Source organism: Telluria sp. GW821-FHT07G12 (genome assembly GCF_059418525.1).
Window position 1 is genome coordinate 1,691,227 of sequence record NZ_JBWKQA010000001.1, and the last position, 23,416, is coordinate 1,714,642.

The window sequence follows — 23,416 nt, forward strand, 5'->3', positions numbered from 1 at the left end:
CCTGCTTAATCATCCATTGGAGATCCCGATGCCGCGCCCCAGCCTGCCGTCCCTGTCCGCCCTTTCCCTGCTGTTTGCCGCGCTCGGCGGTGCGGCAATGGCCCAGACGCCGGCCATGGCGCCCGACATCCCGTCCGACAAATTCTCCATCACGCTGCCGAACGCCGACTACATCAAGCAGGAAGTGATGATCCCGATGCGCGACGGCGTCAAGCTGCATACCGTGATCGTGATCCCGAAAGGCGTATCGCACGCCCCGATCATGCTGACCCGCACGCCGTATAACGCCTCGGGCCGCACCGCGCGCATGAAGAGCCCGCACATCAGTTCCATCCTGGGCGACGGCGACGACGCCTTCATCGCCAACGGCTACATCCGCGTGTTCCAGGACGTGCGCGGCAAGTACGGTTCCGAAGGCGACTACGTGATGACGCGCCCGGTGCGCGGCCCGCTGAACAATACCCAGGTCGACCACAGCACCGATGCCTGGGACACCATCGACTGGCTGGTGAAGAACGTGAAGGAATCGAACGGCAAGGTCGGCATGGTCGGTTCGTCCTACGAGGGCTTCACGGTGCTGATGGCGCTGGTCGAGCCGCACCCGGCGCTGAAGGCAGCGGTGCCGATGAGTCCCATGGTTGACGGCTGGCGCGGCGACGACTGGTTCCACAACGGCGCCTTCCGTAACACCAACCTCGAATACATCGCCGGCCAGAACTCCGCGCGCGGCGCCGGCGAGCATATCGTCACCGGCACCTACGACGACTACGACGCTTTCCTGCGCGCCGGCTCGACCGCCGACTTCGCCCACCTGTATGGCGTCGACCAGCTGAATTTCACGAAGAAGATCTTCGAGCACCCGGCCTACGACAGCTTCTGGCAGGAGCAGGCGCTGGACCGCATCCTGGCCAAGAAGCCGCTCACGGTGCCGACCATGACCGCGGTCGGGCGCTGGGACCAGGAAGACATCTACGGCGCCTATGCGACCTATGCGGCGGTGGAACCGAAGGACAAGGACAACCGCATGAATTCGCTGGTGGTCGGCCCCTGGCGCCACAGCGGCGTGAACTACGAGGGCTCCTCGCTGGGCGCGCTGAAATTCACCGGCGACACCGCCCAGCAATTCCGCCGCGACGTCATGCTGCCCTTCTTTAACCAGTACCTGAAGGATGGCGCGCCGAAGTTCGACACGCCGCCGGTGTGGTCGTATCAAACCGGCGTAAACCGCTGGCGCCGGCTGGAGCAGTGGCCGCTGGTCCCGAGTTCGACCACGATGTACCTGAAACCTGGTTTTGGTCTCGGCTTCGACAAGGCGGACAGCAAGAATGCCGCCTTCGACGAATACGTGTCCGATCCGATGAAACCGGTGCCCTTCGTGCCGCGTCCCGTGCGCATGAGTGAGGGCACGGTGTGGAAGCCCTGGCTGGTGACCGACCAGCGTTCGTATTCGGATCGCCCGGACGTGCTGACCTATGTGAGCGCGCCCCTCAGCGAGCCCCTGGCCCTGGCCGGCGAGCCGATGGTCAACCTGTTCGCCTCGACCTCGGGCACGGACAGCGACTGGGTCGTGAAACTGATCGACGTGTACCCGGACGAAGTGGCGGCCCAGCCGGAAATGGGCGGCTACCAGCTGCCGATCGCGATGGACATCCTGCGCGGCCGCTACCGCCAGGGCTTCGACAAGCCGGCCGCGATCCCGGCCAACAAGGCGGAACGCTACCGCTTCGCGCTGCCGAACGTCGACCACGTGTTCCTGCCGGGCCACCGCATCATGGTGCAGATCCAGTCCAGCTGGTTCCCGCTCTACGACCGCAACCCGCAGACCTTCGTGCCGAATATCTTCCACGCGAAGCCGGGCGACTACCGCAAGGCGACCCAGCGGGTCTACCACGCGCCGGGCATGGAAAGCGCGATCGAGCTGCCCGTCGTGAAGTAGCCACAGCATGTGGCCGGTCGGCGACAAATGTTAAAGATGAGCAGGACTTTCGACACAAACAGGTGTAGGCTGAACCCAGCATTTCGTTCACCGCGGGCTTAGAGCCTCGTAGCCCGCACCCTTGCGAGGTCCACCATGAAGCACCTGTTTACCGCCACCGCCCTGTTGTTAGGCAGTGCGCTCGCGCACGCCCAATCCGCCCACTGGACCTTCACCTACACCGGCTTCTACGACCAGGAAGCCGCCACCTTCCTGCCCGATATGCAGATCGCCGGCTCCTTCACAGGCATTGACGCGAATGCCGACGGCGTCCTCGAGATCGGCGAACTGAGTTCGCTCACCATCGGCTCGATGGATTACATCGCCTGCGCTGCCGGCAGCAATGCCTACTACCACTGCGGCGCCGACAGCTTCGTCTTCTCGCCCAACCAGGGCCTGTCCTTCAGCCTCGGCGAATACGGCAGCGACCCCGAAGGCTGGAACAGCGGCGGCCACCTGATCGAATCCGGCAAGCTGAGTTACGACTACCAGATCACGCCCTACAACACGTCCGAACACCACCTGCTCTGGAACGAGAACACGGTCTTGAACATGGTGTCGGCTTCGCCGGTGTCGCCGGTGCCGGAGGCGCCTGCCTGGGCGATGCTGGCGGCAGGGCTGGGGGCGGTCGGTTTGTGGCGCCGGCGCGCGCAGCCGGTCCCGATCAAGAGCGCTGCCTGATCCGATCGCGGGCAGGGTTCGTCAACGCACCGAGCCCCGCCCGCCCCCGCCCTACTATCGCAGGCATGGGCGACATCTTCATCGGCATCTCGGGCTGGCGTTACGAACCCTGGCGCGGCATGTTCTATCCGCGCGGGCTGGTGCAGGCGCGCGAACTGGAGTACGCCTCGCGTGAGCTGCCCACCATCGAGATCAACGGCTCCTTCTATTCGCTGCAGCGGCCATCCAGCTACGAGGCCTGGTATGCGGCCACGCCGCCCGGCTTCATTTTCGCCGTGAAGGGCAACCGCTTCATCACCCACATGCTCAAGCTGCGCGGCATCGAGACGCCGCTGGCGAATGTGCTGGCGTCCGGCGTGTTCGCGCTGCGCGAAAAGCTCGGGCCCATCCTGTGGCAGTTCCCACCGCAGCTGCGCTTCGACCCGGAGAAGACCGAGCATTTTCTGTCGCTGCTGCCGCAGGACACCGGCCAGGCTCTGGACATAGCACGCCATCACGACGCCAAGATTGAAGGACGCTCGCTGCTGGAAATCGACGCCGTGCGCCCGCTGCGGCACGCCGTGGAAGTACGCCATGTGAGCTTCCGCGACGAGGCTTTCATCGCGATGCTGCGCAGGTATAACGTGGCACTGGTGGTGGCCGACACCGCCGGCAAATGGCCGGACTGGGAAGACGTGACGGCGGATTTTATTTACATCCGCCTGCATGGCGAGCATGAGCTGTATGCCAGCGGCTATGAGGACGAGTCGCTGGCGCGCTGGGCGTCGAAAATCCGCTTGTGGAGCGAGGGCAGGCAGCCGGAGAATGCGCGGCTGGTGTCGAGCGTGGCGCCGCCGAAGGCGAAGAGCCGGGATGTGTACTGCTACTTCGACAACGACATCAAAGTGCGCGCGCCCTTCGATGCGAGACGCCTGATCGCCTTGGTGAACAGCGTCAGCGCTTCAGGTGCACCTGGATGATTTTTCTACCCTGCTCGTCCTTCTCCGGCATCGGTTCCGGCGCACAGGTCCCGCAGGTATCGCAGCCGCTGCCGCAGCCCGCATCCTTGTCCAGCCAGCGGGCCAATAAACCCTTGCCGGAGCCGTCCGAGAACTTGTAGACGATCTTGCGCCGCCATGACACCGGCAGGTATTTGCTGGCGGCGTAAAGCGCCGCCAGCAGCACGATCAGGCCGACCACCAGGTGCTGGGCGCTCATCTCAGCTCCCGAGGACGTAGCGCGCCACGTGGTAGGTAATGAAGGAGGCCGTGTAGGCCAGCGCGAACATGTAGCCAGCCATCAGGAAGGCATAGCGGATGCTGCCGGTCTCGCGCCGCACCACCGACAAGGTCGACAGGCACTGCGGCGCGAACACGTACCAGGCCAGCAGCGACAGTGCGGTCGCCATGCTCCACGAGTTGGCGATCAGCGGCGCCAGCGAACCGGCCACGTCGTCGCCGGAGGACGACAGCGCATACACGGTGCCGAGCGCGCCCACCGCGACTTCGCGTGCGGCCATGCCGGGCACCAGCGCGATGCAGATCTGCCAGCCGAAGCCGATCGGCTCGAAGATGACCGCCAGTGCGCGCCCCAGCATGCCGGCCACGCTGTAGTAGATCGGCGGGTGGATCGCACCTTCCGGCGCGCCCGGGAAGCTGGACAGGAACCAGACCAGCACCATCAGGGTCAGGATCACGGTGCCGACGCGGGTCAGGAAGATCTTCGCGCGTTCCCACAGGCCCAGGGCCAGGTTCTGCAGGTGCGGCCAGTGGTAGGCCGGCAGCTCGAGCATGAGCGGGTGCTGGCCCTTGGCACGCGCGGTGCGCTTGAAGAACCAGGCCACGCCCATCGCGCTGACGATGCCGGCTGCGTACAGCACGAACAGCACCAGGCCTTGCAGGTTGATGCCAGCGGCCAGCTCGCGGTTGGGGATGAAGGCGGCGATCACCAGCGCGTACACGGGCAGGCGCGCGGAACAGGTCATCAGCGGCGCGATCATGATCGTCACCAGGCGGTCGCGCGGGTTCTGGATCGTGCGCGCCGCCATCACGCCGGGAATCGCGCAGGCGAAGGACGACAGCAGCGGAATGAAGGCGCGTCCGGACAGGCCGACGCTGCCCATCATGCGGTCGAGCAGGAAGGCCGCGCGCGGCAGGTAGCCGCAGTCTTCGAGCACGAGGATGAAGAAGAACAGGATCAGGATCTGCGGCAGGAACACCAGCACGCTGCCGACGCCGCCGAAGATGCCTTCGACGATCAAGCTTTTCAGGGGACCGTCGGCCATGCTGGCGCCGATCCAGGCGCCGAGGCCTTCGACGCCGCTCTTGATCAGGTCCATCGGCGCCGCGGCCCAGCTGAACACGGCCTGGAACACCAGGAACATCAGCACGGCCAGGATGGCAGGGCCCAGTACCGGGTGCAGCACGACCTGGTCGATCTGCTCCGACAGGTTGCCGGTGTCCTTGTCGAAGCTGACGCAGGCTTCGATGATGCGGCGGACTTCGCGCTGGGTCTCCTCGACCGGCACGGCGTCGATGGCGCTGAGCGCGCGCGGCTTGACGGGCGTATCGAAGGACAGCGTTTCAAGGACGTTCAGCAGCGATTTCTCGCCGCCGGACTGCACGGCCACGGTCTCGACCACCGGCATGCCCAGCTCGCGCGACAGTTTTGCCGTATCGATCTCGATGCCGCGCTTGTTGGCGACGTCGACCATGTTCAGGGCCAGCACCATCGGCAAGCCGAGGCGCTGGATTTCCAGCACCAGGCGCAGGTTGAGGCGCAGGTTGGTGGCGTTGACGACGCAGACCACGGCGTCCGGCGCCTGCTCGCCCGCGCGCAGGCCGGCGACCACGTCGCGCGTGATGGCTTCGTCGGGGGTGTGGGCAGACAGGCTGTAGGCGCCCGGCAGGTCGAGCACGCGCATGGCGCGGCCGCCCGGCAGGGTGAAGCTGCCTTCCTTGCGTTCGATGGTGACGCCGGCGTAGTTCGCGACCTTCTGGCGTGCGCCGGTGAGGCGGTTGAACAGTGCGGTCTTGCCGCAGTTCGGATTACCCAGCAGGGCGATCAGCGGCGCTCTGGAAGAGGTCGCCGCCTGGACCTGCTGTTCTACTGCTCCCATTGTATGTTCCGTTTATTCCGGCTGGATCGAGACCAGCGCCGCCTCGAAGCGGCGCAGTGCAAACGTGGATTGACCGACCTTGACCGCGACCGGGCCGCCCGGCAGGCCGCGCTTGAGCATGCGGATGCGTTCGCCCGGGACGAAGCCGAGTTCCATCAGGCGGCGCGAGACGTCGGCGCCGTCGCCGCCATGGCCCTGGCTGGGCGCGAGGTGGATCACGGTGGCGCTCTGGCCGGCCTTCAAGGCGTCGAGGGTGGTCAGGGTGGGAGCAAGAGTCATGGTTGTCGATTCCGGCGCTGATGAGACGATGTGAGCATCATAAACCTAAATGCGAATTATTTCTATTTGCGATTTGTCTACTTGTGTTCACTCTGCCTCAAGGACACCACAAAACGCTTGCATTCAGGTTTAAGCTCCAGCAGAATACAAACCTGAATGAGAATGATTCGCATTATATACCAGACAACTGAGAAAGAAAGACCATGATCGTCTGTGTCTGCAACAACATCTCCGACCGTGAAATCCGCCAGGCCGTCGAAATGGGCCTGAGCTCGATGGCCGACCTGTACAAGGAACTGGGCGTCGGCACCTGCTGCGGCAAGTGCGTCAGCTACGCCCGCGAAGTGATGAACGAGCACCTCGAATCGACCACCACCGTCACCGAGCTGCGCCGCAGCCCGGCGGTCGGCGTGGCTGCCTGACCCGGAGCCTTAGCGCTCTTAGCCGGATCGTGCCGGCCGTCGCCGCGCTTGTGGCGCCAGCGACGCCGGTCAGTTTCTGAGTAGTAATTGCCGCGCACACTTAGGATACGTGCAGCGGCCGGCGGGCGGCGCGTCCTGATAACATGGTGATTCCACAGCAGCCATCTCGCCTGTCTTATGCCCGTCATCCCGTTTCGATCCCCGAGGACGCCGCCGCAACCCTTCACGGTCCAACCGCCTCCCGCCCCCACGCGCCGCGCCCTCGCCGTCAAATGGCTGCGCAAGACGCATGGCTGGATCGGCCTGTGGGGCGCGGTGCTCGGCCTGCTGTTCGGCAGCACCGGCATCCTGCTGAACCACCGTTCCGTGCTGAAGATTCCCGCCGCCCAGGTGCAGGAAAGCACGGTACAGATTCCCCTGCCCGACCCGGCCCCGGCCAATCCGCAGGCGCTCGCCGCCTGGCTGAAAAGTTCGCTCAAGCTGGCCCCCGATCCCGCGCGCGTAAAAGCCGAGCCGGCGCGCCCCGTGGCCTGGGGCGACCGCGCCCTGATCCAGCCGGCGCGCTGGAGCGCCAGCTTCACCTCGCCCACCGGCGCGGTCCAGGCCGAGTACTGGGTCGGCAACAACTTCGTGACCCTCAAGCGCAACGAGAACAATCTGTTCGCCACCCTGACCAACCTGCACAAGGGCGTCGGCATGAGCATGGGCTGGATCCTGCTGGTGGACACGCTGGCCGGCTCGATCATCCTGCTGTCGCTGTCCGGGGTGGTGCTGTGGACGCTTACCAACCGCAGGCGCACGGTGGGAATCGCGATTGCGTCGGTCTCGCTGCTGCTGGCCGGCGGCGTCGCGCTGGCCTCGATCTGAGCTATGATGCAGTGATCAGTTCAACAATAAACAAGGGCAATCCATGAAGGGCGATCCGAACATCATCCGCGCGCTCAACGCGCAGCTGACCAACGAGCTTACCGCGATCAACCAGTACTTCCTGCATGCGCGCATGTACAAGCACTGGGGCTTTACCCGCCTCGGCAAGAAGGAGTACGACGAGTCGATCGGCGAGATGAAGCATGCGGACCGGCTGATCGACCGCATCCTGATGCTGGACGGCCTGCCCAACCTGCAGGCCCTGCACAAGCTGCTGATCGGCGAGTCGGTGCAGGAGATGCTGGAATGCGACCTGAAGCTGGAGCGCGGCGCCCAGCAGTGCGTCAAGGACGGCATCGCCGCCTGCGAAGCGGCGCGCGATTACGTGTCGCGCGACCTGCTGCTGGAGATCCTGGAAGACACCGAGGAACACATCGAGTGGCTGGAAACCCAGCTCGACCTGATCGTCAAGGTGGGCATCCAGAACTATCTGCAATCGCAGATGGGCGACGTCAGCGAGATGTGAAGGCCGAGGCCGGCGTGCCTTCGCGCCAGCGATTGACCCACTTGTCGTAGAAGTTCAGGTCGCGCGGCACCGCGCCCGCGACCGCACAGATCGCGCCGGCGAATTCATTGGCGCGCGCCAGGGTCAGCTCCAGCGGCCAGCCGCGCGCGCGTCCCAGCAGGAAGATCGCCGAGAAGGCGTCGCCCGCCCCCACCGTGTCGATCACGAAGGGTGGCGCCGGGGTATCGCGGGTGGCGATCGTGCCGCCATCCGCCAGGAACACCACCGAGCCGCGGTGGCCCAGGGTCACGATCAGGGTCTCGAGTTCGAAGCGGTCCATCAGCGCGCGGCAGGCCGCGTGCACTTCTTCCGTCGACAGCGCGGCCTCGTCCGGGCCGATCTGGAAATACCACTGGAACAGCGCCTGCAATTCCTCTTCGTTGACCTTGACGATGTCGGCCGCCGTGAGCGCGCGCGTGACGGTGGCTTCCTCGTACTGGTCCGGACGCAGGTTCAGGTCCAGGTAGCGCTTCGCCGGGCTCGCCTCCAGCACGGCGGCCAGGGCCGCGCGCGAGCGTTCGCCGCGCTGGGCCAGGGTGCCGAAGTAGACCAGATCGGCCTCGACGTTTTCCAGGCAGGCGGTGGCCGCGCCGGCGTCGATGAAGTCGTAGGCCTGGCGCGGCAGGATGCGGAACCGGTGGCCCTGGCCGCTACGCTCGACCACCACGCGGCCGGTCTCTTCCATCGGGTCCAGCTGCAGGCCGGCGTCGCTCATCGCGAAACGCTCGAACTCGCCGCGCACGGCCTGGCCGTTGCGGTCGCGTCCGATGCGGGTGATCATCAGGGCCGGTTCCATGAAGGCGGCCAGGTGGCGCGCGACGTTGAAGGGTGCGCCGCCCACCACCTGCTCGGTCGGGAATTCGTCGACGAGGGCTTCGCCGAACACGACCGTGGTCGTCGCGCGCTTGCTCACTTCGGCGCTCACGAAGCGATGACCGGCACGGTGTCCTTGAAGGACGGGCGCTCGGACAGCTTGTCGAACAGGCGCGCCAGGTTCGGATGGTCTTCGCGCCAGGCGATGGCAGGGAAGCGCAGGCTCAGCCAGCCCAGCACGCAGCCGACGGCGACGTCGGCCAGGGTGTAGTGGATCCCCATGCAGAAGGGCTGTTCGCCGAGGTTATCGGACATCACCTGCAGGCTCTTGCTCACCTTGCCCATCTGGCGGTCGATCCAGGCCTGGCTCTGCAGCTCAGCGGGACGCTGGGTGCGCTCCAGGTAGGCCAGCACGGCGGCATCGCCGACGCCATCGGCCAGGGCTTCCCACACCTTGACATTGGCGCGGTCGCGGCTGTTTGCGGGCAGCAGCTTGCAGACCGGCGTCAGCGTGTCCAGGTACTCGGCGATCACGCGCGAATCGTACATCGCGCTGCCGTCTTCCATGACCAGGCAGGGCACCTTGCCGAGCGGGTTCGATGCCGAAATCTTCGTGTCCGCCGACCACACGTTTTCCAGCTCGAATGCATAGTCGAGCTTCTTCTCTGCCAACACGACGCGCACCTTGCGCACATAGGGACTGGTGACAGAACCAATGAGTTTCATAAATGCTCAGTTTAGGGGAGTGGCTCTCAGTATAGCATCGGGCCATGGCCGGATAATCGGCTGCGCAAGCCATGCAACGCTGTCCACGTTCGACTTGACAAACCGGCTTCGCGCAGGCTCCCGATGGTAAAATCGCGCTTTTGCAATCATCCCCGCCTGCCCGCCATGACCTCTACCTCCTCCTCGACCCTGTCGGCCCTGTCCCCGCTGGACGGCCGCTATGCCGCCAAGACCGACAAGCTGCGCCCGATCCTGTCGGAAGCCGGTTTCATGCACCACCGCGTGAAGGTGGAGATCGCCTGGCTGCAGGCCCTGTCGCAGGCCGGCTTTGCCGAACTGAAGCCGTTTTCAAGCGAAGCGAACGCCCTGCTCGACAAACTGGCTGCAGAGTTCTCGGACGCCGACGCTGCCCACATCAAGGAAATCGAAGCCGTCACCAACCACGACGTCAAGGCCGTCGAATACTGGCTGAAGGAGAAGGTCAAGGACGTGCCGGAACTGGTCGCGGCCAGCGAGTTCATCCACTTCGCCTGCACCTCGGAAGACATCAACAACACCTCGCACGGCATGATGCTGAAAGCGGCGCGCGACGGCGTGATGCTGCCGGCCCTGCAAGCCATCATCGCCAAGCTGACGGACATCGCGCACGTCAACGCCGAGCTGCCGATGCTGTCGCGCACCCACGGCCAGACCGCCAGCCCGACCACCCTCGGCAAGGAATTCGCCAACGTGGTCGCGCGCCTGCAGCGCGCCGTCAAGCGCATCGAAGGCGTCGAGATCCTCGGCAAGATGAACGGCGCGGTCGGCAACTACAACGCCCACCTGTCGGCCTATCCGAACTTCGACTGGCCTGCGTTCAGCAAGAACGTGATCGAGCAGCGCCTCGGCTTGACGTTCAATCCGTACACCATCCAGATCGAACCGCACGACTACATGGCCGAACTGTTCGACGCCATCTCGCGCACCAACACCATCCTGCTGGACCTGAACCGCGACATCTGGACCTATGTCTCGCTGGGCTACTTCAAGCAGAAGCTGAAGGCCGGCGAAATCGGTTCGTCGACCATGCCCCATAAAGTCAACCCGATCGACTTCGAGAACTCGGAAGGCAACCTGGGCCTGGCCAACGCCATGCTGCGCCACATGGCCGACAAGCTGCCGGTCTCGCGCATGCAGCGCGACCTGACCGACTCCACGGTCCTGCGCAATATCGGCGTCGGCTTCGGCTACGCGCTGCTGGCCTACGACAGCTGCCTGCGCGGCCTGAACAAGCTGGAAGTGAACCCGCAGCGCCTGGAGCAGGACCTCGACGCCAACTGGGAAGTGCTGGCCGAGCCGGTGCAGACCGTGATGCGCCGTTACGGCATCGCCAACCCCTACGAGCAGCTGAAGGAACTCACCCGCGGCAAGGGCATCACCCGCGAGGCGCTGCAGGAATTTGTGAAAGGCCTGGCCGTACCGCAGGAAGCCAAGGACCTGATGCTGGCGATGACGCCGGCAAACTACACCGGCCTGGCGGCGCAGCTGGCGAAGGCGATTTAAGCATCCCACCGTCATTTCGGGCACTGCCCGAAATGACTTCCCGCGAAAGCGGGAATCCATGCTGAATTTCCGGAGTCGCATAGGCACGGGCTTCGGTAGCTCAGTATGGATTCCCGCCTGCGCGGGAATGACGTTCTAGCGCTGCCACACCAGTTTTATCCCCACACTGCGCGGCACCTCGCTGCTGATCTGCGCCACCCCGTACTCCCGGTGCCCGCCGTTCAGGTTGGCCGCTATCACCGACAACTCCATCCCGGGCGTGAAACGCCAGCCGAAGCGCAGGTCGACCGCCGTGTAGCCCGGTACCGCCGGACGTCCGGTAAAGCCGGCGCGGCGCACCGCCACTTCCAGTTCGCGCGTGCTGTCGAAGGCGTAGCTGGAGCGCAGCTGGGCGGTGTAGGCCGGGTCGGCGCCGGTGGTCGCCACGCTGCCGACGTCCTGGCTGCCCGGCTTCAGGTTGAAGCGCTCGTGCAGCGCGGCGGCGCCCGCCGACAGGCGCCATGCGTCGCTCAGCTGGTAGCTGGCCCAGGCCTCGATGCCGTGCGCCTGCCCTTCCATCCGGTTGCCGAATTCGATCGTGCCGGCAGGTGTCAGGTCCGTGGTGCGCAGGTGGTCGTACAAATTGCGGAAGGCCGTGACGGAATACGACAGGTCCTGCCCCACCTGGCCGCGGTAGCCGAGCTCGAACACGCGCGCCACTTCGGAGCGTACCCGCGGGCCGCCGGCCAGCAGGAAGGGCGGCACGCCGGGGACGAAGGCGTCGACGTCCAGGCGCGAGGGCGCGCGCACGGTGCGCGAGTAGGCCGCCCACAGCGAGTGCGCCGGCGACACCCGCCAGGACAGGCGCAGGGTCGGCAGAAACTCGGCGCCGGTATAGGGATTGCGTTCGTAGCGCGCGCCGGCCGTCAGGCGCAGGTTCTCGCGCAGCGCGATCTCGTCCTGGGCGAACAGGCTGGCCCATGCCTGCTTGTCGCTGGCCGGCAGGAAGGCCACGAAGCGGCTGTTGGTGACGCTGTCCCAGCTGTAGCGGTACTCGCCGCCCCAGACGATATTGTGCGCGCCGTAGGCAGGCAGCGAGTGCTGGACCTGGACGTCGGCGATGTCGACCGAGTCCGTGAAGGTCGGCGGCACCTGGCGGTAGCGATGGTCGACAGTGGCCAGCACGCTGACGCTGCCGCCGCCATCCAGCGCATGCTCCCAGCGCCCGCTCAGGTTGGCGCCGCGCGTGAGGATATCGTCGATGCCGGCGCTGGCGCCCGGTGCGGCGATGGCGCCCGGCGCCGGCTGGCCCTGGCGGCCGCGCCAGGCATTGCCGTTGACGCTGAAGCGGTCGCCGCCGCGCTCCCAGTCGGCGCGGAAGCCGACCTGGCCCTGGTCCCAGGCGTCGTCGATGCGGGCGCCCGTATTCAGTTCACTGTGGGCCAGGCCGAATACCTTCCCGTACACGCGCCAGCTGCGATCCGGGCCGCCGCCGCCATGGCGGAAGGCTGCCTGCGCGCCATCGGTATCGCCGCGCAGCATCAGCAGCTCGCCCTGGGTGTCACGCGCATGGCGGGTGATGATGTTGATGACGCCGTTGACCGCGTTCACGCCCCACAGGGTGCCGCCCGGACCGCTGATCACCTCGATGCGCTCGACGTCTTCCAGCATCACGTCGGGCTCGTCCCAGAACACGCCCGAGAACAACGGCGAGTACACGGAGCGGCCGTCGATCATCACCAGCAGCTTGTTGGCCGGGCTGTTGCTGGTACCGTTCATGCCGCGCGCGGAGATGTAGTAGCCGCTGTTGTTGGCGCGCGCCACCTGCAGGTTGGGCGCCAGGCGCAGGGCTTCGGTCAGGCTGCGGCTGCCGGCGCGGCGGATGTCGTCGGCGGTGATCACGAAGACCGAGGCCGGCGCATCCTGCAGGCGCTCGGGGCGTTTGGAGACTGAGGTCACGTCGATGTTCGCCAGCTCCTCGATCGACAGGTCGGCGAATTCCCCCTGGCGCTCCGTGCCGGGGCGTTCGCCGTCGGCGCGCTCGCCCGCCTGCGTGCAGGTGGCCGCGGTCATGCCCAGCAAGAGGATGGGCAGGCGAAGCGTCATGGATTTCTCTTGGAAATTTTCATGTCCGACAATTATCATTTATAAATCGATCTCGTCAACATTTTACGTTCCTTCCCTGCAGAGCGTCTTTTGCAGACGGGCTAGCGTGCGCAGGCCAGTCCATCCGGATGGATTGTCCCATCAGCTGAACAATGTTATCCGTTTACCTGGCTTACGCGGACTGAATGGAATTGTTAAAGTACAGAAATCAATACACCAGCGATTTTGTTAAGATCGCGTTCCAACAAGAACAGATTCCGGAGAGACCATGCAGGTTGAGCAGCATCAGGAACAGCAGCGCTACACCACGACCGCGATCGTGCTTCACTGGCTGATCGCCGTGCTGATCGTGGGCGCCTTCACGCTCGGCCTGGTGATGACGGACATTCCCGGGTTTTCGCCGACCAAGCTGCGCTACTTCGCCTGGCACAAATGGGCCGGCGTGACCGTGCTGCTGCTGGCGGCCCTGCGCCTGCTGTGGCGCCTCAAGAGCCGCCCGCCGGCGCTGCCGGCAGCGATGCCGGCCTGGCAGCGCGGCGCCGCCCATGGCCTGCACCACCTGCTGTACGTGATGATGTTCGCGGTGCCGGTCTCGGGCTACCTGTACACCCTGGCCGCCGGCGTGCCGGTGGTCTACTTCGGCCTGTTCAAGCTGCCGGTGTTCTTCGCCAAGGACCCGGCGCTGGCCGAAATCCTCAAGCCGGTGCACTACTGGCTGAACATGCTGCTGGCCGGGCTGGTCGGCCTGCATGTGCTGGCCGCCCTGAAGCACCAGATCGTCGACCGCGACGGCACCATGCGCCGCATGCTGCCCGGCCGTTCCCATTGAAGGAGAAATCATGAAATTACCTCGTCCCCTGGTAGGCCTGCTGCTCGGCGCCGCCCTGATCGCAAACGCCGCGCCGCTCAAGACCGATGTCGCCCACAGCAGCGTCTCGGCCGTGTTCAAGCAGATGGACGTGCCGGTCGAATCGAACTTCAAGCGCTTCAACGCGCAGATCGACTACGACGCCGCACACCCGGAAAAGGCGAGCGCGCGCGTCGACATCGACACCGCCAGCTTCGACATGGGCCAGGCCGACTACAACAAGGAAATCGCCAAGAAGGAGTGGTTCAACTCGGCCCAGTTCCCGAAGGCGAGCTTTGTCTCTTCCTCGATCAAGCCGGCCGGCGCCGGCAAGCTGAGCGTCACCGGCAAGCTGACCATCAAGGGCAAGACCGCCGACGTCAGCTTCCCGCTCACCGTCAAGGCGCAAGGCGGCAAACAAGTATTCGAAGGGCAGCTGCCGATCAAGCGCCTGGCCTTCAATGTCGGCGAAGGCGAGTGGCAGGATACGAGCATGGTCGCCGACGAAGTCGTCATCAAGTTCCGCGTCGCCGCGGGACAATAAACAGCATCACCCTATAAGCCGCATCACCCAACCCAAGGAACCCGTCTGATGAAACTGAAGAACCTGAGCATCGCCCTCCTCGCCGCCACCCTGGCAACCGGCGCTTTTGCAGCCGACACCTACAAGGTCGACTCGAACCACACCTACCCGAGCTTCGAAGCCGACCACTTCGGCGGCCTGTCGGTCTGGCGCGGCAAGTTCAACAAGACCGAAGGCAGCATCGTGGTGGATCGCGCGGCCAAGACCGGCAACGTCGACATCGTCATCGACACCACCACCATCGACTTCGGCAATGACGGCCTGAACGCGCACGCCAAGAAAGCGGAGATGTTCGACGTCGCCAAGTTCCCGACCGCGACCTACAAGGGCAAGCTGGTGTTCAACGGCGACAACCCGACCTCGGTCGACGGCGAGCTGACCCTGCACGGCGTGACCAAGCCGGTGACCCTCACCATCAACAAGTTCAAGTGCATGATCAACCCGATGAACAAGAAGGAAGTTTGCGGCGCCGACGCCTCGGCCACCTTCAAGCGCAGCGATTTCGGCGTGAACTACGGCGACTCCTTCGGCTTCAACATGGACGTCAAGCTGGCGATCCAGGTCGAAGCGATCAAGCAGTAAGCAATATTTGACCGGCTGGTAAAAAAGCCCCGGGGCCGCAAGGCGCCGGGGCTTTTTGCATCATGGTGGGCACGCTGTGCCCACCCCAGTTCGATTAACGGCCGTCGCGGTCGAAATCGCCCGGCATTGCGCGCTCGACCTTATCCCAGGCTGCGCGGCTGGCCGACTTGGCCTGCTCCCACGACAGGCGCGAATGGCCCTTCACGCGATCCCATTCGTCGGCCATGTGCGGCTCGGCCAGGTCGTAGTTCGGGTAGCGGCGGGCGTTGTTGTAGCCCAGCGCATAGGCCGGCGAGTAGTCGTCGTAGGTGTAGCCCGGCGAGTAGTACGGCTGGGTCTGGTAGTTGGTGCGCCAGTAGTTGTCTTCCTCGGTCGGGTTGACCAGGTGACCGGCGCCCTTGCCGACTGCGCCGCCGGCCAGGCCGCCGATCGCAGCACCGGCCGCCATGCCGATCGGACCGCCGACCGCGCCCAGTGCCGCACCGGCTACCGCGCCACCGCCCGCGCCGACGCCGCCGGCCAGGTGATGCTCGTGCAGTTCGTCGCCCGGTTTCGGGTTCACGACTTCGCCCGCGCCCTTGCCGGCCATGCTGCCGGCAACGCCGCCGATCGCAGCCCCCGCCACTGCGCCGATCGGGCCGCCCGCAGCGCCGATCGCCGCGCCGGTCAGCGCGCCGCCGGCAGCGCCGGTGCCCTGGGCCAGGTTGTGTTCATGCAGGCGGTCTTCCGCATGCGGATTCACGACTTCGCCCGCGCCACGGCCTGCAGCGCCGCCGGCCAGGCCGCCGATCGCCGCACCCGCAGCCATGCCGATCGGACCGGCCACGGCGCCCGCAGCTGCGCCCATCGCGGCGCCCGCACCGGCGCCCACGCCCTTGGCCATGTAGTGTTCGCCCAGGTCGTCGCCCGCTTTCGGGTTCACGACTTCGCCCACGCCCTTGCCGGCCATGCCGCCGGTGATGCCGCCGATCGCGGCGCCAGCCAGGGTGCCGATCGGACCGGCCGCCGAGCCGATCGCAGCGCCGGTTGCGGCACCAGCCAGTGCGCCGACGCCGGTGCCGATCACGTGCGAGCCGCCGTTGTCGGTGAAGGATTTCTGGATGTACTCGACGTCGTCGTCCGAACGCGGGGTCACGCCCATCACGATGCCGCCCTGGTTGATGCCTTCTTCATAGTGCTTGACGCGCTCTTCCGGAATACCGGCGCCGATCAGTGCGCCGATCAGGCCACCGGTGATGCCGCCGGCGCCCGCGCCGGCCAGGCCGGCTGCCAGCGGACCGGCAACGACCAGGCCCAGGCCCGGCAGCACCAGGGTGGTGCCCAGTGCGGCCACACCAGCCAGCACGGCGCCGATGGTGCCGCCGATGCCGGCGCCAACGCCCGCGCCTTCGGCTGCTTTGCTGCCCAGTTCGGTGTCAGTGTCGCTGAAGTGGGTCTTGCGGGTCGAGTCCGACATCATCAGGTTGACGTCGTCCTTGGAATAGCCGCGGGTCGAGATGGAGTTGTAGGCGCGTTCGGCGCTTGCACGATCCGGGAACAGGCCGGTGACCATACGATTCTGGTTGTTCTGCTTATCGGTGTCGAAAATGCTCATGGTATGTGTCCTCTCAAGGGTCGGTGTACTGCAAATCGGTATGTGCTGCGTGTCAGGGAAAGATAGTCCTGCCCAGCAGCGTGCTTCTGTTCGCTGACGCACCCTGCACTTGACATTCCATCTATCAAGAGAACGCGAATCCACTTTGCGCGTCTAACGTTCGTTGCCGCACCGACCCGGGTAGGTACCCGTCCGTAGACTTTGCCCATGGCCTCGGCAATCAATTGGCCTGGAGTATGTTTTTCCAACTTGAGGAGGAATCAACATGTTATTCATTATCTGGATTGTCGTCGGTGGTATTCTCGGCTGGCTCGCCAGCATGGTCATGAAAACGGACGCTGAACAAGGCATGATTCTCAATGTCGTGGTCGGTATCGTTGGCGCCTTCCTGGGTGGCTGGCTGCTGTCGCCGCTGTTTGGCACCGGCACCATCAACTCCGATGACTTCAGCGTTTCGTCCCTGCTGGTTTCCTTCCTGGGCGCCGTCATCCTGCTGGCCATCGTGAACCTGCTGCGTCGCGGCCGCGCACGCTAAGCAGTGCTGTACGTTCGCTAAAACCAACGCTCTCCAGCGTTGGTTTTTTTTATGCCTAACATTCCTGCCCATGCGTATTAAACGTCCTATGGTTGCATTGATCGCCTGCATCGCCACCGTGGTGGTGGGCCTGGTCGTGCTGAATTTCGCGCCGACCGAAAAGAAGATCGAGACCCAGCTCACACGCCTGTACGACACCAACGACCCGCAATTCCGCCGTTCGCTCGGCGTGCTGCTCGGTCCGCCGCTGGTCGAGGGCAACAAGGTCGAGGTCCTGCTCAACGGCGACCAGATCTTCCCCGCCATGCTGAAGGCGATCCGCGAAGCGAAAAAGACGATCACCTTCGAAACCTATATCTACTGGTCCGAGACGATCGGAAAAGAATTCGCCGACGCGCTGGCCGAACGCGCCCGCGCCGGCGTCAAGGTGCACCTGATGCTGGACTACATCGGCAGCCTGAAAATGGACGATGCCTCGATGGAGGAACTGCGCAAGGCCGGCGTGCAGGTGCAGCGCTATCACAAGCCGGTCTGGTGGAAGCTGGCGCGCCTGAACAACCGCACCCACCGCAAGATCCTGGTCGTCGACGGCCGCATCGGCTTTACCGGCGGCGTCGGCATCGCCGACAAATGGCGCGGCCACGGCCAGGACGAAGACCACTGGCGCGACACCCATTTCCGCGTCGAGGGCCCGGTGGTCGGTCAGATGCAGGCCGTGTTCAACGACAACTGGACCAAGGCCACGGGCAAGGTGCTCGATGGCGAGGATTATTTCCCGGCCCTGAGCCCGAAAGGCGATTCGCCGGCGCAGATGTTTTCCAGCTCCATCACCGGCGGCGGCGAGAGCATGCACCTGATGTATCTGATGGCGATCACCGCCGCGCGCCACTCGATCCACCTGTCGAACGCGTATTTCGTGCCCGACGAACTGGCGGTGAGGGCGCTGGTGGCGGCGGCGAAACGCGGGGTCGACGTGCGCATCATCACGCCCGGCAAGATCATCGACTCGGACGTGGTGCGCGCCGCCTCGCGCGAGCGCTGGGGCGAGCTGCTCAAGGCCGGGATCAAGATGGCCGAATACCAGCCGACCATGTACCACGTGAAGGCGCTGGTGGTCGATTCACTGCTGGTGTCGGTGGGCTCCACCAACTTCGACAACCGCTCCTTCAGCCTGAACGACGAAGCCAACCTGAACGTGCTGGATCCGGTATTCGCCAAGGAGCAGGAAGCGGTGTTCGAACAGGACTGGCTGCGCGCCAAACCGGTCTCGCTGCAGCAATGGGAGAACCGCCCGCTGCACGACAAGGCGGCCGGCAAGCTGGCGGATCTGGTGGGGGCGCAGCTGTAAGGCCGGCGGGAAAATTTGGGTTGACGCTGGTTTTTCACATACGCATACTGTCGCGAGCTCTTCCGAGCCTCCGTGGGGACCCTAGACCAACCGACACAAGCGCATGAAAAAATCTCTTCTCTCGCTCGCTATCCTGACCAGCTTCGCCGCACAAGCGGACGAAGGCATGTGGATGCCGCAGCAGCTGCCACAAGTAGCCAAGCAACTGAAAGCCGCCGGCCTGAAGCTCGACCCGGCTTCCCTGACCAAGCTGACCGAATTCCCGGCCGGCGCGATCGTGAGCCTGGGCGGCTGCTCGGCCTCCTTCGTTTCGCCGGAAGGCCTGGTCATCACCAACCACCACTGCGTCTACAACAGCGTGGCGATCAACTCGACCCCGCAGCGCGACCTGCTGGCCGACGGCTTCCTGGCCAAGACCATGGCCGACGAACTGCCGGCCGCACCGGGCAGCCGCATCTTCGTGACCGAGGAAGTGACCAACGTCAGCAACCGCGTGATCACGCCGGAAGTCGCCAAGCTGACCGGCAAGGCCCGCGTCGACGCAATCGAAAAGAACCAGAAGGCGCTGGTGGCCGAGTGCGAAAAAGAGCCGGGCTACCGCTGCACGGTGCCGAGCTTCTACGGCGGCCTCGAGTTCTACCGCATCAAGCAGCTGGAAATCCGCGACGTGCGCCTGGTGCACGCCCCGCCGTCGGGCGTGGGTAAATTCGGCGGCGACACCGACAACTGGATGTGGCCGCGCCACACCGGCGACTACGGCTTCTACCGCGGCTATGTGAGCAAGGATGGCAAGTCGGCCGAGTTCTCGAAGGACAACGTCCCGTACAAGCCGAAGCACGTCCTCAAGATCGCCAAGGAAGGCGTGAAGGAAGGCGACTTCATCATGGCGCTGGGCTACCCGGGCCGCACCAACCGTCACCGCCTGCCGTCGGAAGTGGCGTTCACCTTCGACTGGAACTACCCGGCCTTCGTGAAGGCGTCGGGCGAGACCCTGGCCATCATCGAGCGCGAGACCAAGAACGACCCGGCCGCCAAGCTGAAATACGCGGGCCAGGTCGCGGGCGTCAACAACTACTACAAGAACCGCAAGGGCATGATCGCCAGCTACGAAGGCAGCGACATCCTGGCGCGCAAGACCGCCGAGCACAATGCGCTGAAGGCCTGGATCAATTCGAACGCGGCCCGTAAAGCCGAATTCGGCGCCGACATCGAGGCTGTCGAAAAGCTGATCGCCGAGCGCGACGCCAACGTGAAGCGCGAGTTCTTCCTGAGCTACTCGACCCCGCGCTTCCTGAACTCGGCGCGTACCCTGTACCGTCTTGCCAACGAGCGCGCCAAGCCGGACGCCGATCGCAAATCGGGCTACCAGGACCGCGACATGCCGCGCATGACGTCAAGCATCACCGGCCAGGACCGCACCTACGACGAAAAAGTCGACAAGGCGCTGGTGCTGAACTTCCTGAAACAGTACAACGCACAGCCGGCCAACGAGCACAATGTCGCCTTCGATAACGCCCTCGGCATCAAGGCGGGCATGAGCGAAGCCGAACTGAAGGCCGCGCTGGACAAGCTGTACGCCGGTTCGCAGCTGGCCAACAAGGACTTCCGCGTGCAGTGGCTGAACAAGTCGCCGGCCGAGTTCCAGGCAAGCAACGACGCCTTCATCAAGGCCGCCGTCGCCCTGTACGACGCCGACCGCAAGGACGAAGCCGAGGAAGAGGAACTGGGCGGCAACATCCAGAAGGCCTATGCCAGCTACATGAAGGCCAAGATCGCCTACATGAACAGCAAGGGTCAAGCCGTCTACCCGGACGCCAACTCAACCCTGCGTGTGACCTTCGGTAACATCAAGGGCCGCAGCTACGGCGCCGACGGCACCGGCGCCTGGACCGCCTTCACCACCGTGAAGGGCGTGGTTGCCAAGCACACCGGCGAAGGCGAATTCAACGCCCCGGAGAAGCAGCTGGCCGCGATCCGCAGCAAGGACTTCGGCAAGTACGCCGATCCGAAGCTGGGCACCGTGCCGGTCGACTACCTGGCGACGCTGGACATCACCGGCGGCAACTCGGGTTCGGCCGCACTGAACGCCAAGGGCGAGCTGATCGGCCTGGCCTTCGACGGCACCCTGGATTCGATCATCTCGGACTGGGACTTCAACAAGGCCGCCACCCGCGACATCCAGGTCGACATCCGCTACATCCTGTGGAACATGGAGAAGGTCGACCACGCGGATAACCTGCTGAAGGAGATGGGCGTCAAGTAAGGCGCTCTCCGCACAGCTGACCGCAAAGCCACGCCGCCTCCGGGCCGCGTGGCTTTTTTTATCGAGGAGGAGAATGCATGAACAAGCGATGGATCGCGTGCTGGGCACTGCTCGGCATTCTGGGGACGGGCGCCGCGGCACAGGACGCCGATACGAAAGCGCAGGCCAGGGACTGGCGCGACGCCCGGGCCGCGGTGGCGGACCTGGAAAAGATCGCCGCACCTGAGGGTGTGCAGGACTCGTACAAGACGCGCATCGGCGGCATCGACCAATGGATCAATGTGCGCGGCCAGGACCGCGCCAACCCGATGATCCTGTTCGTGCACGGCGGCCCGGCCTCGCCCGTCACGCCGACCATGTGGCAGTTCCAGCGTCCGATCGAGGAATATTTCACGGTCGCGAATTACGACCAGCGCGGCGCCGGCAAGACCTATGGCGAAACCGATCCGAAGCTGGTGGCCGACAGCATCCGCATCGAACGCTACGTCGACGATGCGATCGAAGTGGCCGAACACCTGCGCCAGCGCTACGGCAAGAAGAAGCTCATCCTGATGGGCCACAGCTGGGGCACCATCGTCAGCATGAAGGCGGCCCTGAAGCGCCCCGACCTGTTCTTTGCCTATGTCGGCATGGGCCAGGTGATCAGCACCCGCGAAAACGAACGCATCAGCTTCGAGTACGCTGTGTCACGGGCGAAGGCGGAGAACAATCAGGAAGCGCTGCGCGAGCTAGCCTCGATCGCGCCCTACCCCGGCGACCAGCCGATCACGCGCGAGCGCATCATCGTGGCGCGCAAATGGCCGCAGTATTACGGGGGCCTGAGCGCCTTCCGCAGCAATTCGGCCTATTTCTTTGACGGTCCGCTGCTCTCGCCGGAGTATGACCGCAAGCAGGTGCGCGACATCGACGAGGGCAACCTGTTCACCCTGGGCCGGGTGCTGCCGGAATTCGTGAACGTCGATTTTTCAGGCGTGAAGCGCTTCCCGATCCCGGTCGTGATGTTCCTCGGCCGGCACGACTACACCACGCCGACGGCGCCGACCGAAGCCTGGCTGGCGCAGGTGCAGGCGCCCTCGAAGCAGGCGGTGTGGTTCGAGCATTCGGCCCACATGATTCCGTGGGAAGAGCCGGGCAAGACCCTGGTCAGCCTGCTGAACTACGTGAAGCCGCTGGCGCGGTAGCGGGCTGACAGCGGATCCGCTCAGTCGGTGCCCTGCGGCGCGTACTTGTCCGCCTGGACCTTGCCGCTGACGCCGTGGGTGCGGACCTCGGGGCCGATCGGCAGCATGTCGGCATTCCACCGCTCCCATTGCTGTTTCAGGTCGGCCAGCTTGTCCGGATGCCTGTACGCCAGGTTGGCGCGTTCGCGCTGGTCCTTCGTCACGTCGAACAGGAACTCGTTGCCGTTCAGCTTAAGGTATTTCCAGTTGCCGGCGCGGGCCGCGCGCTGCGCATTCGCCTTGTAGCGCCAGAACAGCGTGCGCTCCTGCGGCTGCAGTTCGCCGAGCAGCACAGGCAGCAGGTTCTTGCCGTCGGGCGGGTGCGAAGCAGCCGGTGCGGTACCGGCGGCGGCCAGCAGCGTCGGCAGCCAGTCCATGCTGATCGCCACCTGTTCGTTCACCTGGCCCGGCTTGATCCTGGCCGGCCAGCGCACGATGGCGGGCACGCGGATGCCGCCCTCCAGCAGTTCCGTCTTCTGACCGGAGAAGGGCCAGGTCTTGGAGAAGCGCTCGCCGCCGTTGTCGCTGGTGAAGATCACGATCGTGTTCCCGGCCTGGCCCTTCTGCTCGAGCGCCTTCAGCACCCGGCCGATCGAGGCGTCCAGTGCCACCACCATCTTCGCGTAGGTGGCCAGGTCGCCGCCGTCGTAATGGAAGATGTTGTCGATCTGTTTCGACACCTCTTCGTCCTTCGGGCCTTCCCAGGGCCAGTGCGGCGCCGTGTAGTGCAGGGACAGGAAGAAGGGCTTGTCCTTGTCCTGCTGCCTGACGAAGGCGGCCGCACGGTCGCCCAGCAGGTCGGTGTAGTAGCCTACTTCGTGCACCGCCACTTCGCCCTCGTACAGGTCTTCCTTGACGTTCGGGCCCACGCCCGGCTTGTGCGTGAAATAATCGATCGCGCCGCCGTAGTTCCCATAGAAGCTGTCGTAGCCGCTTTTGAGCGGGCCGAAGTTCGGCAGCGAGCCGAGGTGCCACTTGCCGATCAGCGCAGTGCGGTAGCCGGCCGCCTTCAGCAGGGACGGCAGGGTCGGATGATCCGGCGGCAGGCCGATGGTGTCGGAGGCGCCGGCGATCGGTTCTTCCAGGCCGCCGCGCAGGCGGTACTGGTAACGTCCCGTGATCAGGCCGAAGCGCGTGGCCGAGCATACCGCCGAATTCGAGTAGGCCTGGGTCAGACGCAGGCCCTGGGCCCCCAGCCGGTCCAGGTTGGGCGTGCGGAAGTCAGTCTGCCCATACACGGACAGGTCGGCGTAGCCGAGGTCGTCGGCCAGGATGAACAGGATGTTCGGCTGCCTGCTGTCCTGCCCTGCTTTTGCCAGCGCGGCGGCAGGCAGGACGGCCAGCGTGGACAGGCCCTTGATCGCCATGCGGCGCTTGCGGTCGAAACTCATG

The 23,416-nt window shown here is 65.0% G+C and carries 22 protein-coding genes; 14 read left to right on the forward strand and 8 right to left on the reverse strand.

The genetic code is table 11. From position 1 onward, the window contains the following. The first annotated feature begins 28 nt into the window (after positions 1-28). The 3 genes from AC07PE_RS07810 (at position 29) to AC07PE_RS07820 (ending at position 3,615) form a co-directional block, all read left to right on the forward strand. On the forward strand, positions 29-1,936 hold the full coding sequence (locus AC07PE_RS07810; protein WP_498762820.1) for a CocE/NonD family hydrolase: 1,908 nt from the start codon (positions 29-31) through the stop codon (positions 1,934-1,936). Positions 1,937-2,071: 135 nt separating this feature from the next. Then, a complete protein-coding gene (locus AC07PE_RS07815) occupies positions 2,072-2,656 on the forward strand; it encodes a hypothetical protein (RefSeq protein WP_498762821.1) in 585 nt (194 codons plus the stop codon). A 65-nt stretch (positions 2,657-2,721) separates the two neighbouring features. Further along, on the forward strand, positions 2,722-3,615 hold the full coding sequence (locus tag AC07PE_RS07820) for a DUF72 domain-containing protein (protein WP_498762822.1): 894 nt from the start codon (positions 2,722-2,724) through the stop codon (positions 3,613-3,615). On the opposite strand, the gene AC07PE_RS07825 is transcribed toward AC07PE_RS07820, so the two are convergent. The 3 genes from AC07PE_RS07825 to AC07PE_RS07835 are packed head-to-tail and all read right to left on the reverse strand — an operon-like array spanning position 3,590 to position 6,032. Then, positions 3,590-3,853 (reverse strand): DUF6587 family protein, encoded by a 264-nt coding sequence (locus AC07PE_RS07825; RefSeq protein WP_498762823.1) that lies wholly within the window; start codon positions 3,851-3,853, stop codon positions 3,590-3,592. The two genes, AC07PE_RS07820 and AC07PE_RS07825, sit on opposite strands and share 26 nt — an antisense overlap. Position 3,854: 1 nt before the next feature. After that, the gene (gene feoB / locus AC07PE_RS07830; RefSeq protein WP_498762824.1) at positions 3,855-5,753 is read right to left on the reverse strand and encodes a ferrous iron transporter B; all 1,899 of its coding nucleotides are present in this window, start codon (positions 5,751-5,753) and stop codon (positions 3,855-3,857) included. 12 nt (positions 5,754-5,765) lie between these two features. Further along, positions 5,766-6,032, reverse strand: a complete 267-nt coding sequence (locus tag AC07PE_RS07835; RefSeq protein ID WP_230029700.1) for a FeoA family protein — start codon at positions 6,030-6,032, stop codon at positions 5,766-5,768. A gap of 203 nt (positions 6,033-6,235) precedes the next feature. On the opposite strand from AC07PE_RS07835, the gene AC07PE_RS07840 reads away from it, so the two are divergent. The 3 genes from AC07PE_RS07840 (at position 6,236) to bfr (ending at position 7,847) form a co-directional block, all read left to right on the forward strand. Continuing rightward, positions 6,236-6,454 carry a (2Fe-2S)-binding protein gene (locus AC07PE_RS07840; protein WP_498762825.1) on the forward strand — a complete coding sequence of 73 codons (219 nt, stop codon included), beginning with the start codon at positions 6,236-6,238 and terminating at the stop codon, positions 6,452-6,454. A 177-nt stretch (positions 6,455-6,631) separates the two neighbouring features. Continuing rightward, the gene (locus tag AC07PE_RS07845; protein WP_498762826.1) at positions 6,632-7,321 is read left to right on the forward strand and encodes a PepSY-associated TM helix domain-containing protein; all 690 of its coding nucleotides are present in this window, start codon (positions 6,632-6,634) and stop codon (positions 7,319-7,321) included. Positions 7,322-7,364: 43 nt separating this feature from the next. Beyond that, a complete protein-coding gene (gene bfr / locus AC07PE_RS07850; RefSeq protein ID WP_498762827.1) occupies positions 7,365-7,847 on the forward strand; it encodes a bacterioferritin in 483 nt (160 codons plus the stop codon). On the opposite strand, the gene AC07PE_RS07855 is transcribed toward bfr, so the two are convergent. Together AC07PE_RS07855 and AC07PE_RS07860 are read right to left on the reverse strand one after the other, a co-directional pair. Further along, positions 7,834-8,811: a PfkB family carbohydrate kinase gene (locus AC07PE_RS07855; RefSeq protein ID WP_498762828.1), complete on the reverse strand. Its 978-nt coding sequence runs from the start codon at positions 8,809-8,811 to the stop codon at positions 7,834-7,836. The genes bfr and AC07PE_RS07855 overlap by 14 nt on opposite strands. Beyond that, positions 8,808-9,425, reverse strand: a complete 618-nt coding sequence (locus AC07PE_RS07860) for a glutathione S-transferase N-terminal domain-containing protein (protein ID WP_498762829.1) — start codon at positions 9,423-9,425, stop codon at positions 8,808-8,810. The genes AC07PE_RS07855 and AC07PE_RS07860 overlap by 4 nt, the downstream gene beginning before the upstream one ends. Before the next feature lie 165 nt (positions 9,426-9,590). On the opposite strand from AC07PE_RS07860, the gene purB reads away from it, so the two are divergent. Then, the gene (purB, locus tag AC07PE_RS07865) at positions 9,591-10,967 is read left to right on the forward strand and encodes an adenylosuccinate lyase (protein WP_498762830.1); all 1,377 of its coding nucleotides are present in this window, start codon (positions 9,591-9,593) and stop codon (positions 10,965-10,967) included. A gap of 135 nt (positions 10,968-11,102) precedes the next feature. Here the strand turns inward: purB and AC07PE_RS07870 are convergent, their stop codons facing one another. Beyond that, complete coding sequence (locus AC07PE_RS07870; protein ID WP_498762831.1) at positions 11,103-13,052, reverse strand: TOL_0244 family TonB-dependent receptor; 1,950 nt, start codon at positions 13,050-13,052, stop codon at positions 11,103-11,105. 268 nt (positions 13,053-13,320) lie between these two features. On the opposite strand from AC07PE_RS07870, the gene AC07PE_RS07875 reads away from it, so the two are divergent. From AC07PE_RS07875 to AC07PE_RS07885, 3 genes are read left to right on the forward strand one after another with little or no spacing between them, the layout of a single operon-like run. Then, positions 13,321-13,881, forward strand: coding sequence for a cytochrome b (locus AC07PE_RS07875; protein WP_498762832.1), 561 nt, complete (start codon positions 13,321-13,323; stop codon positions 13,879-13,881). Positions 13,882-13,891: 10 nt separating this feature from the next. Then, complete coding sequence (locus AC07PE_RS07880; RefSeq protein ID WP_498762833.1) at positions 13,892-14,443, forward strand: YceI family protein; 552 nt, start codon at positions 13,892-13,894, stop codon at positions 14,441-14,443. A gap of 48 nt (positions 14,444-14,491) precedes the next feature. Then, positions 14,492-15,064, forward strand: coding sequence for a YceI family protein (locus tag AC07PE_RS07885; protein ID WP_498762834.1), 573 nt, complete (start codon positions 14,492-14,494; stop codon positions 15,062-15,064). Between the two features lie 94 nt (positions 15,065-15,158). Here the strand turns inward: AC07PE_RS07885 and AC07PE_RS07890 are convergent, their stop codons facing one another. Next, positions 15,159-16,658 carry a hypothetical protein gene (locus AC07PE_RS07890; RefSeq protein WP_498762835.1) on the reverse strand — a complete coding sequence of 500 codons (1,500 nt, stop codon included), beginning with the start codon at positions 16,656-16,658 and terminating at the stop codon, positions 15,159-15,161. Between the two features lie 265 nt (positions 16,659-16,923). Here AC07PE_RS07890 and AC07PE_RS07895 point away from each other — a divergent pair, with 265 nt between their 5' ends. From AC07PE_RS07895 to AC07PE_RS07910, 4 genes are all read left to right on the forward strand, one after another. After that, on the forward strand, positions 16,924-17,193 hold the full coding sequence (locus AC07PE_RS07895) for a GlsB/YeaQ/YmgE family stress response membrane protein (RefSeq protein ID WP_230029688.1): 270 nt from the start codon (positions 16,924-16,926) through the stop codon (positions 17,191-17,193). Between the two features lie 88 nt (positions 17,194-17,281). After that, positions 17,282-18,541 (forward strand): cardiolipin synthase, encoded by a 1,260-nt coding sequence (cls, locus tag AC07PE_RS07900; RefSeq protein ID WP_498762836.1) that lies wholly within the window; start codon positions 17,282-17,284, stop codon positions 18,539-18,541. 103 nt (positions 18,542-18,644) lie between these two features. Then, positions 18,645-20,804, forward strand: coding sequence for a S46 family peptidase (locus AC07PE_RS07905; RefSeq protein ID WP_498762837.1), 2,160 nt, complete (start codon positions 18,645-18,647; stop codon positions 20,802-20,804). A gap of 77 nt (positions 20,805-20,881) precedes the next feature. After that, positions 20,882-21,985 (forward strand): alpha/beta fold hydrolase, encoded by a 1,104-nt coding sequence (locus AC07PE_RS07910; protein ID WP_498762838.1) that lies wholly within the window; start codon positions 20,882-20,884, stop codon positions 21,983-21,985. A gap of 20 nt (positions 21,986-22,005) precedes the next feature. Here AC07PE_RS07910 and AC07PE_RS07915 read toward each other — a convergent pair whose 3' ends face one another. Further along, complete coding sequence (locus tag AC07PE_RS07915) at positions 22,006-23,415, reverse strand: sulfatase family protein (RefSeq protein ID WP_498762839.1); 1,410 nt, start codon at positions 23,413-23,415, stop codon at positions 22,006-22,008. Position 23,416: the final 1 nt, after the last annotated feature.

Coding starts and splice junctions, on each gene's coding strand:
- AC07PE_RS07905 (WP_498762837.1), top strand. CDS start 18,645: ATGAAAAAATCTCTTCTCTCGCTCGCTATCCTGACCAGCTTCGCCGCA.
- AC07PE_RS07835 (WP_230029700.1), bottom strand. CDS start 6,032: ATGACTCTTGCTCCCACCCTGACCACCCTCGACGCCTTGAAGGCCGGC.
- feoB (WP_498762824.1), bottom strand. CDS start 5,753: ATGGGAGCAGTAGAACAGCAGGTCCAGGCGGCGACCTCTTCCAGAGCG.
- AC07PE_RS07915 (WP_498762839.1), bottom strand. CDS start 23,415: ATGAGTTTCGACCGCAAGCGCCGCATGGCGATCAAGGGCCTGTCCACG.
- AC07PE_RS07825 (WP_498762823.1), bottom strand. CDS start 3,853: ATGAGCGCCCAGCACCTGGTGGTCGGCCTGATCGTGCTGCTGGCGGCG.
- AC07PE_RS07860 (WP_498762829.1), bottom strand. CDS start 9,425: ATGAAACTCATTGGTTCTGTCACCAGTCCCTATGTGCGCAAGGTGCGC.
- AC07PE_RS07845 (WP_498762826.1), top strand. CDS start 6,632: ATGCCCGTCATCCCGTTTCGATCCCCGAGGACGCCGCCGCAACCCTTC.
- AC07PE_RS07870 (WP_498762831.1), bottom strand. CDS start 13,052: ATGACGCTTCGCCTGCCCATCCTCTTGCTGGGCATGACCGCGGCCACC.
- AC07PE_RS07895 (WP_230029688.1), top strand. CDS start 16,924: ATGTTATTCATTATCTGGATTGTCGTCGGTGGTATTCTCGGCTGGCTC.
- AC07PE_RS07880 (WP_498762833.1), top strand. CDS start 13,892: ATGAAATTACCTCGTCCCCTGGTAGGCCTGCTGCTCGGCGCCGCCCTG.
- AC07PE_RS07820 (WP_498762822.1), top strand. CDS start 2,722: ATGGGCGACATCTTCATCGGCATCTCGGGCTGGCGTTACGAACCCTGG.
- cls (WP_498762836.1), top strand. CDS start 17,282: ATGGTTGCATTGATCGCCTGCATCGCCACCGTGGTGGTGGGCCTGGTC.
- AC07PE_RS07840 (WP_498762825.1), top strand. CDS start 6,236: ATGATCGTCTGTGTCTGCAACAACATCTCCGACCGTGAAATCCGCCAG.
- AC07PE_RS07810 (WP_498762820.1), top strand. CDS start 29: ATGCCGCGCCCCAGCCTGCCGTCCCTGTCCGCCCTTTCCCTGCTGTTT.
- bfr (WP_498762827.1), top strand. CDS start 7,365: ATGAAGGGCGATCCGAACATCATCCGCGCGCTCAACGCGCAGCTGACC.
- AC07PE_RS07890 (WP_498762835.1), bottom strand. CDS start 16,658: ATGAGCATTTTCGACACCGATAAGCAGAACAACCAGAATCGTATGGTC.
- purB (WP_498762830.1), top strand. CDS start 9,591: ATGACCTCTACCTCCTCCTCGACCCTGTCGGCCCTGTCCCCGCTGGAC.
- AC07PE_RS07815 (WP_498762821.1), top strand. CDS start 2,072: ATGAAGCACCTGTTTACCGCCACCGCCCTGTTGTTAGGCAGTGCGCTC.
- AC07PE_RS07875 (WP_498762832.1), top strand. CDS start 13,321: ATGCAGGTTGAGCAGCATCAGGAACAGCAGCGCTACACCACGACCGCG.
- AC07PE_RS07885 (WP_498762834.1), top strand. CDS start 14,492: ATGAAACTGAAGAACCTGAGCATCGCCCTCCTCGCCGCCACCCTGGCA.
- AC07PE_RS07910 (WP_498762838.1), top strand. CDS start 20,882: ATGAACAAGCGATGGATCGCGTGCTGGGCACTGCTCGGCATTCTGGGG.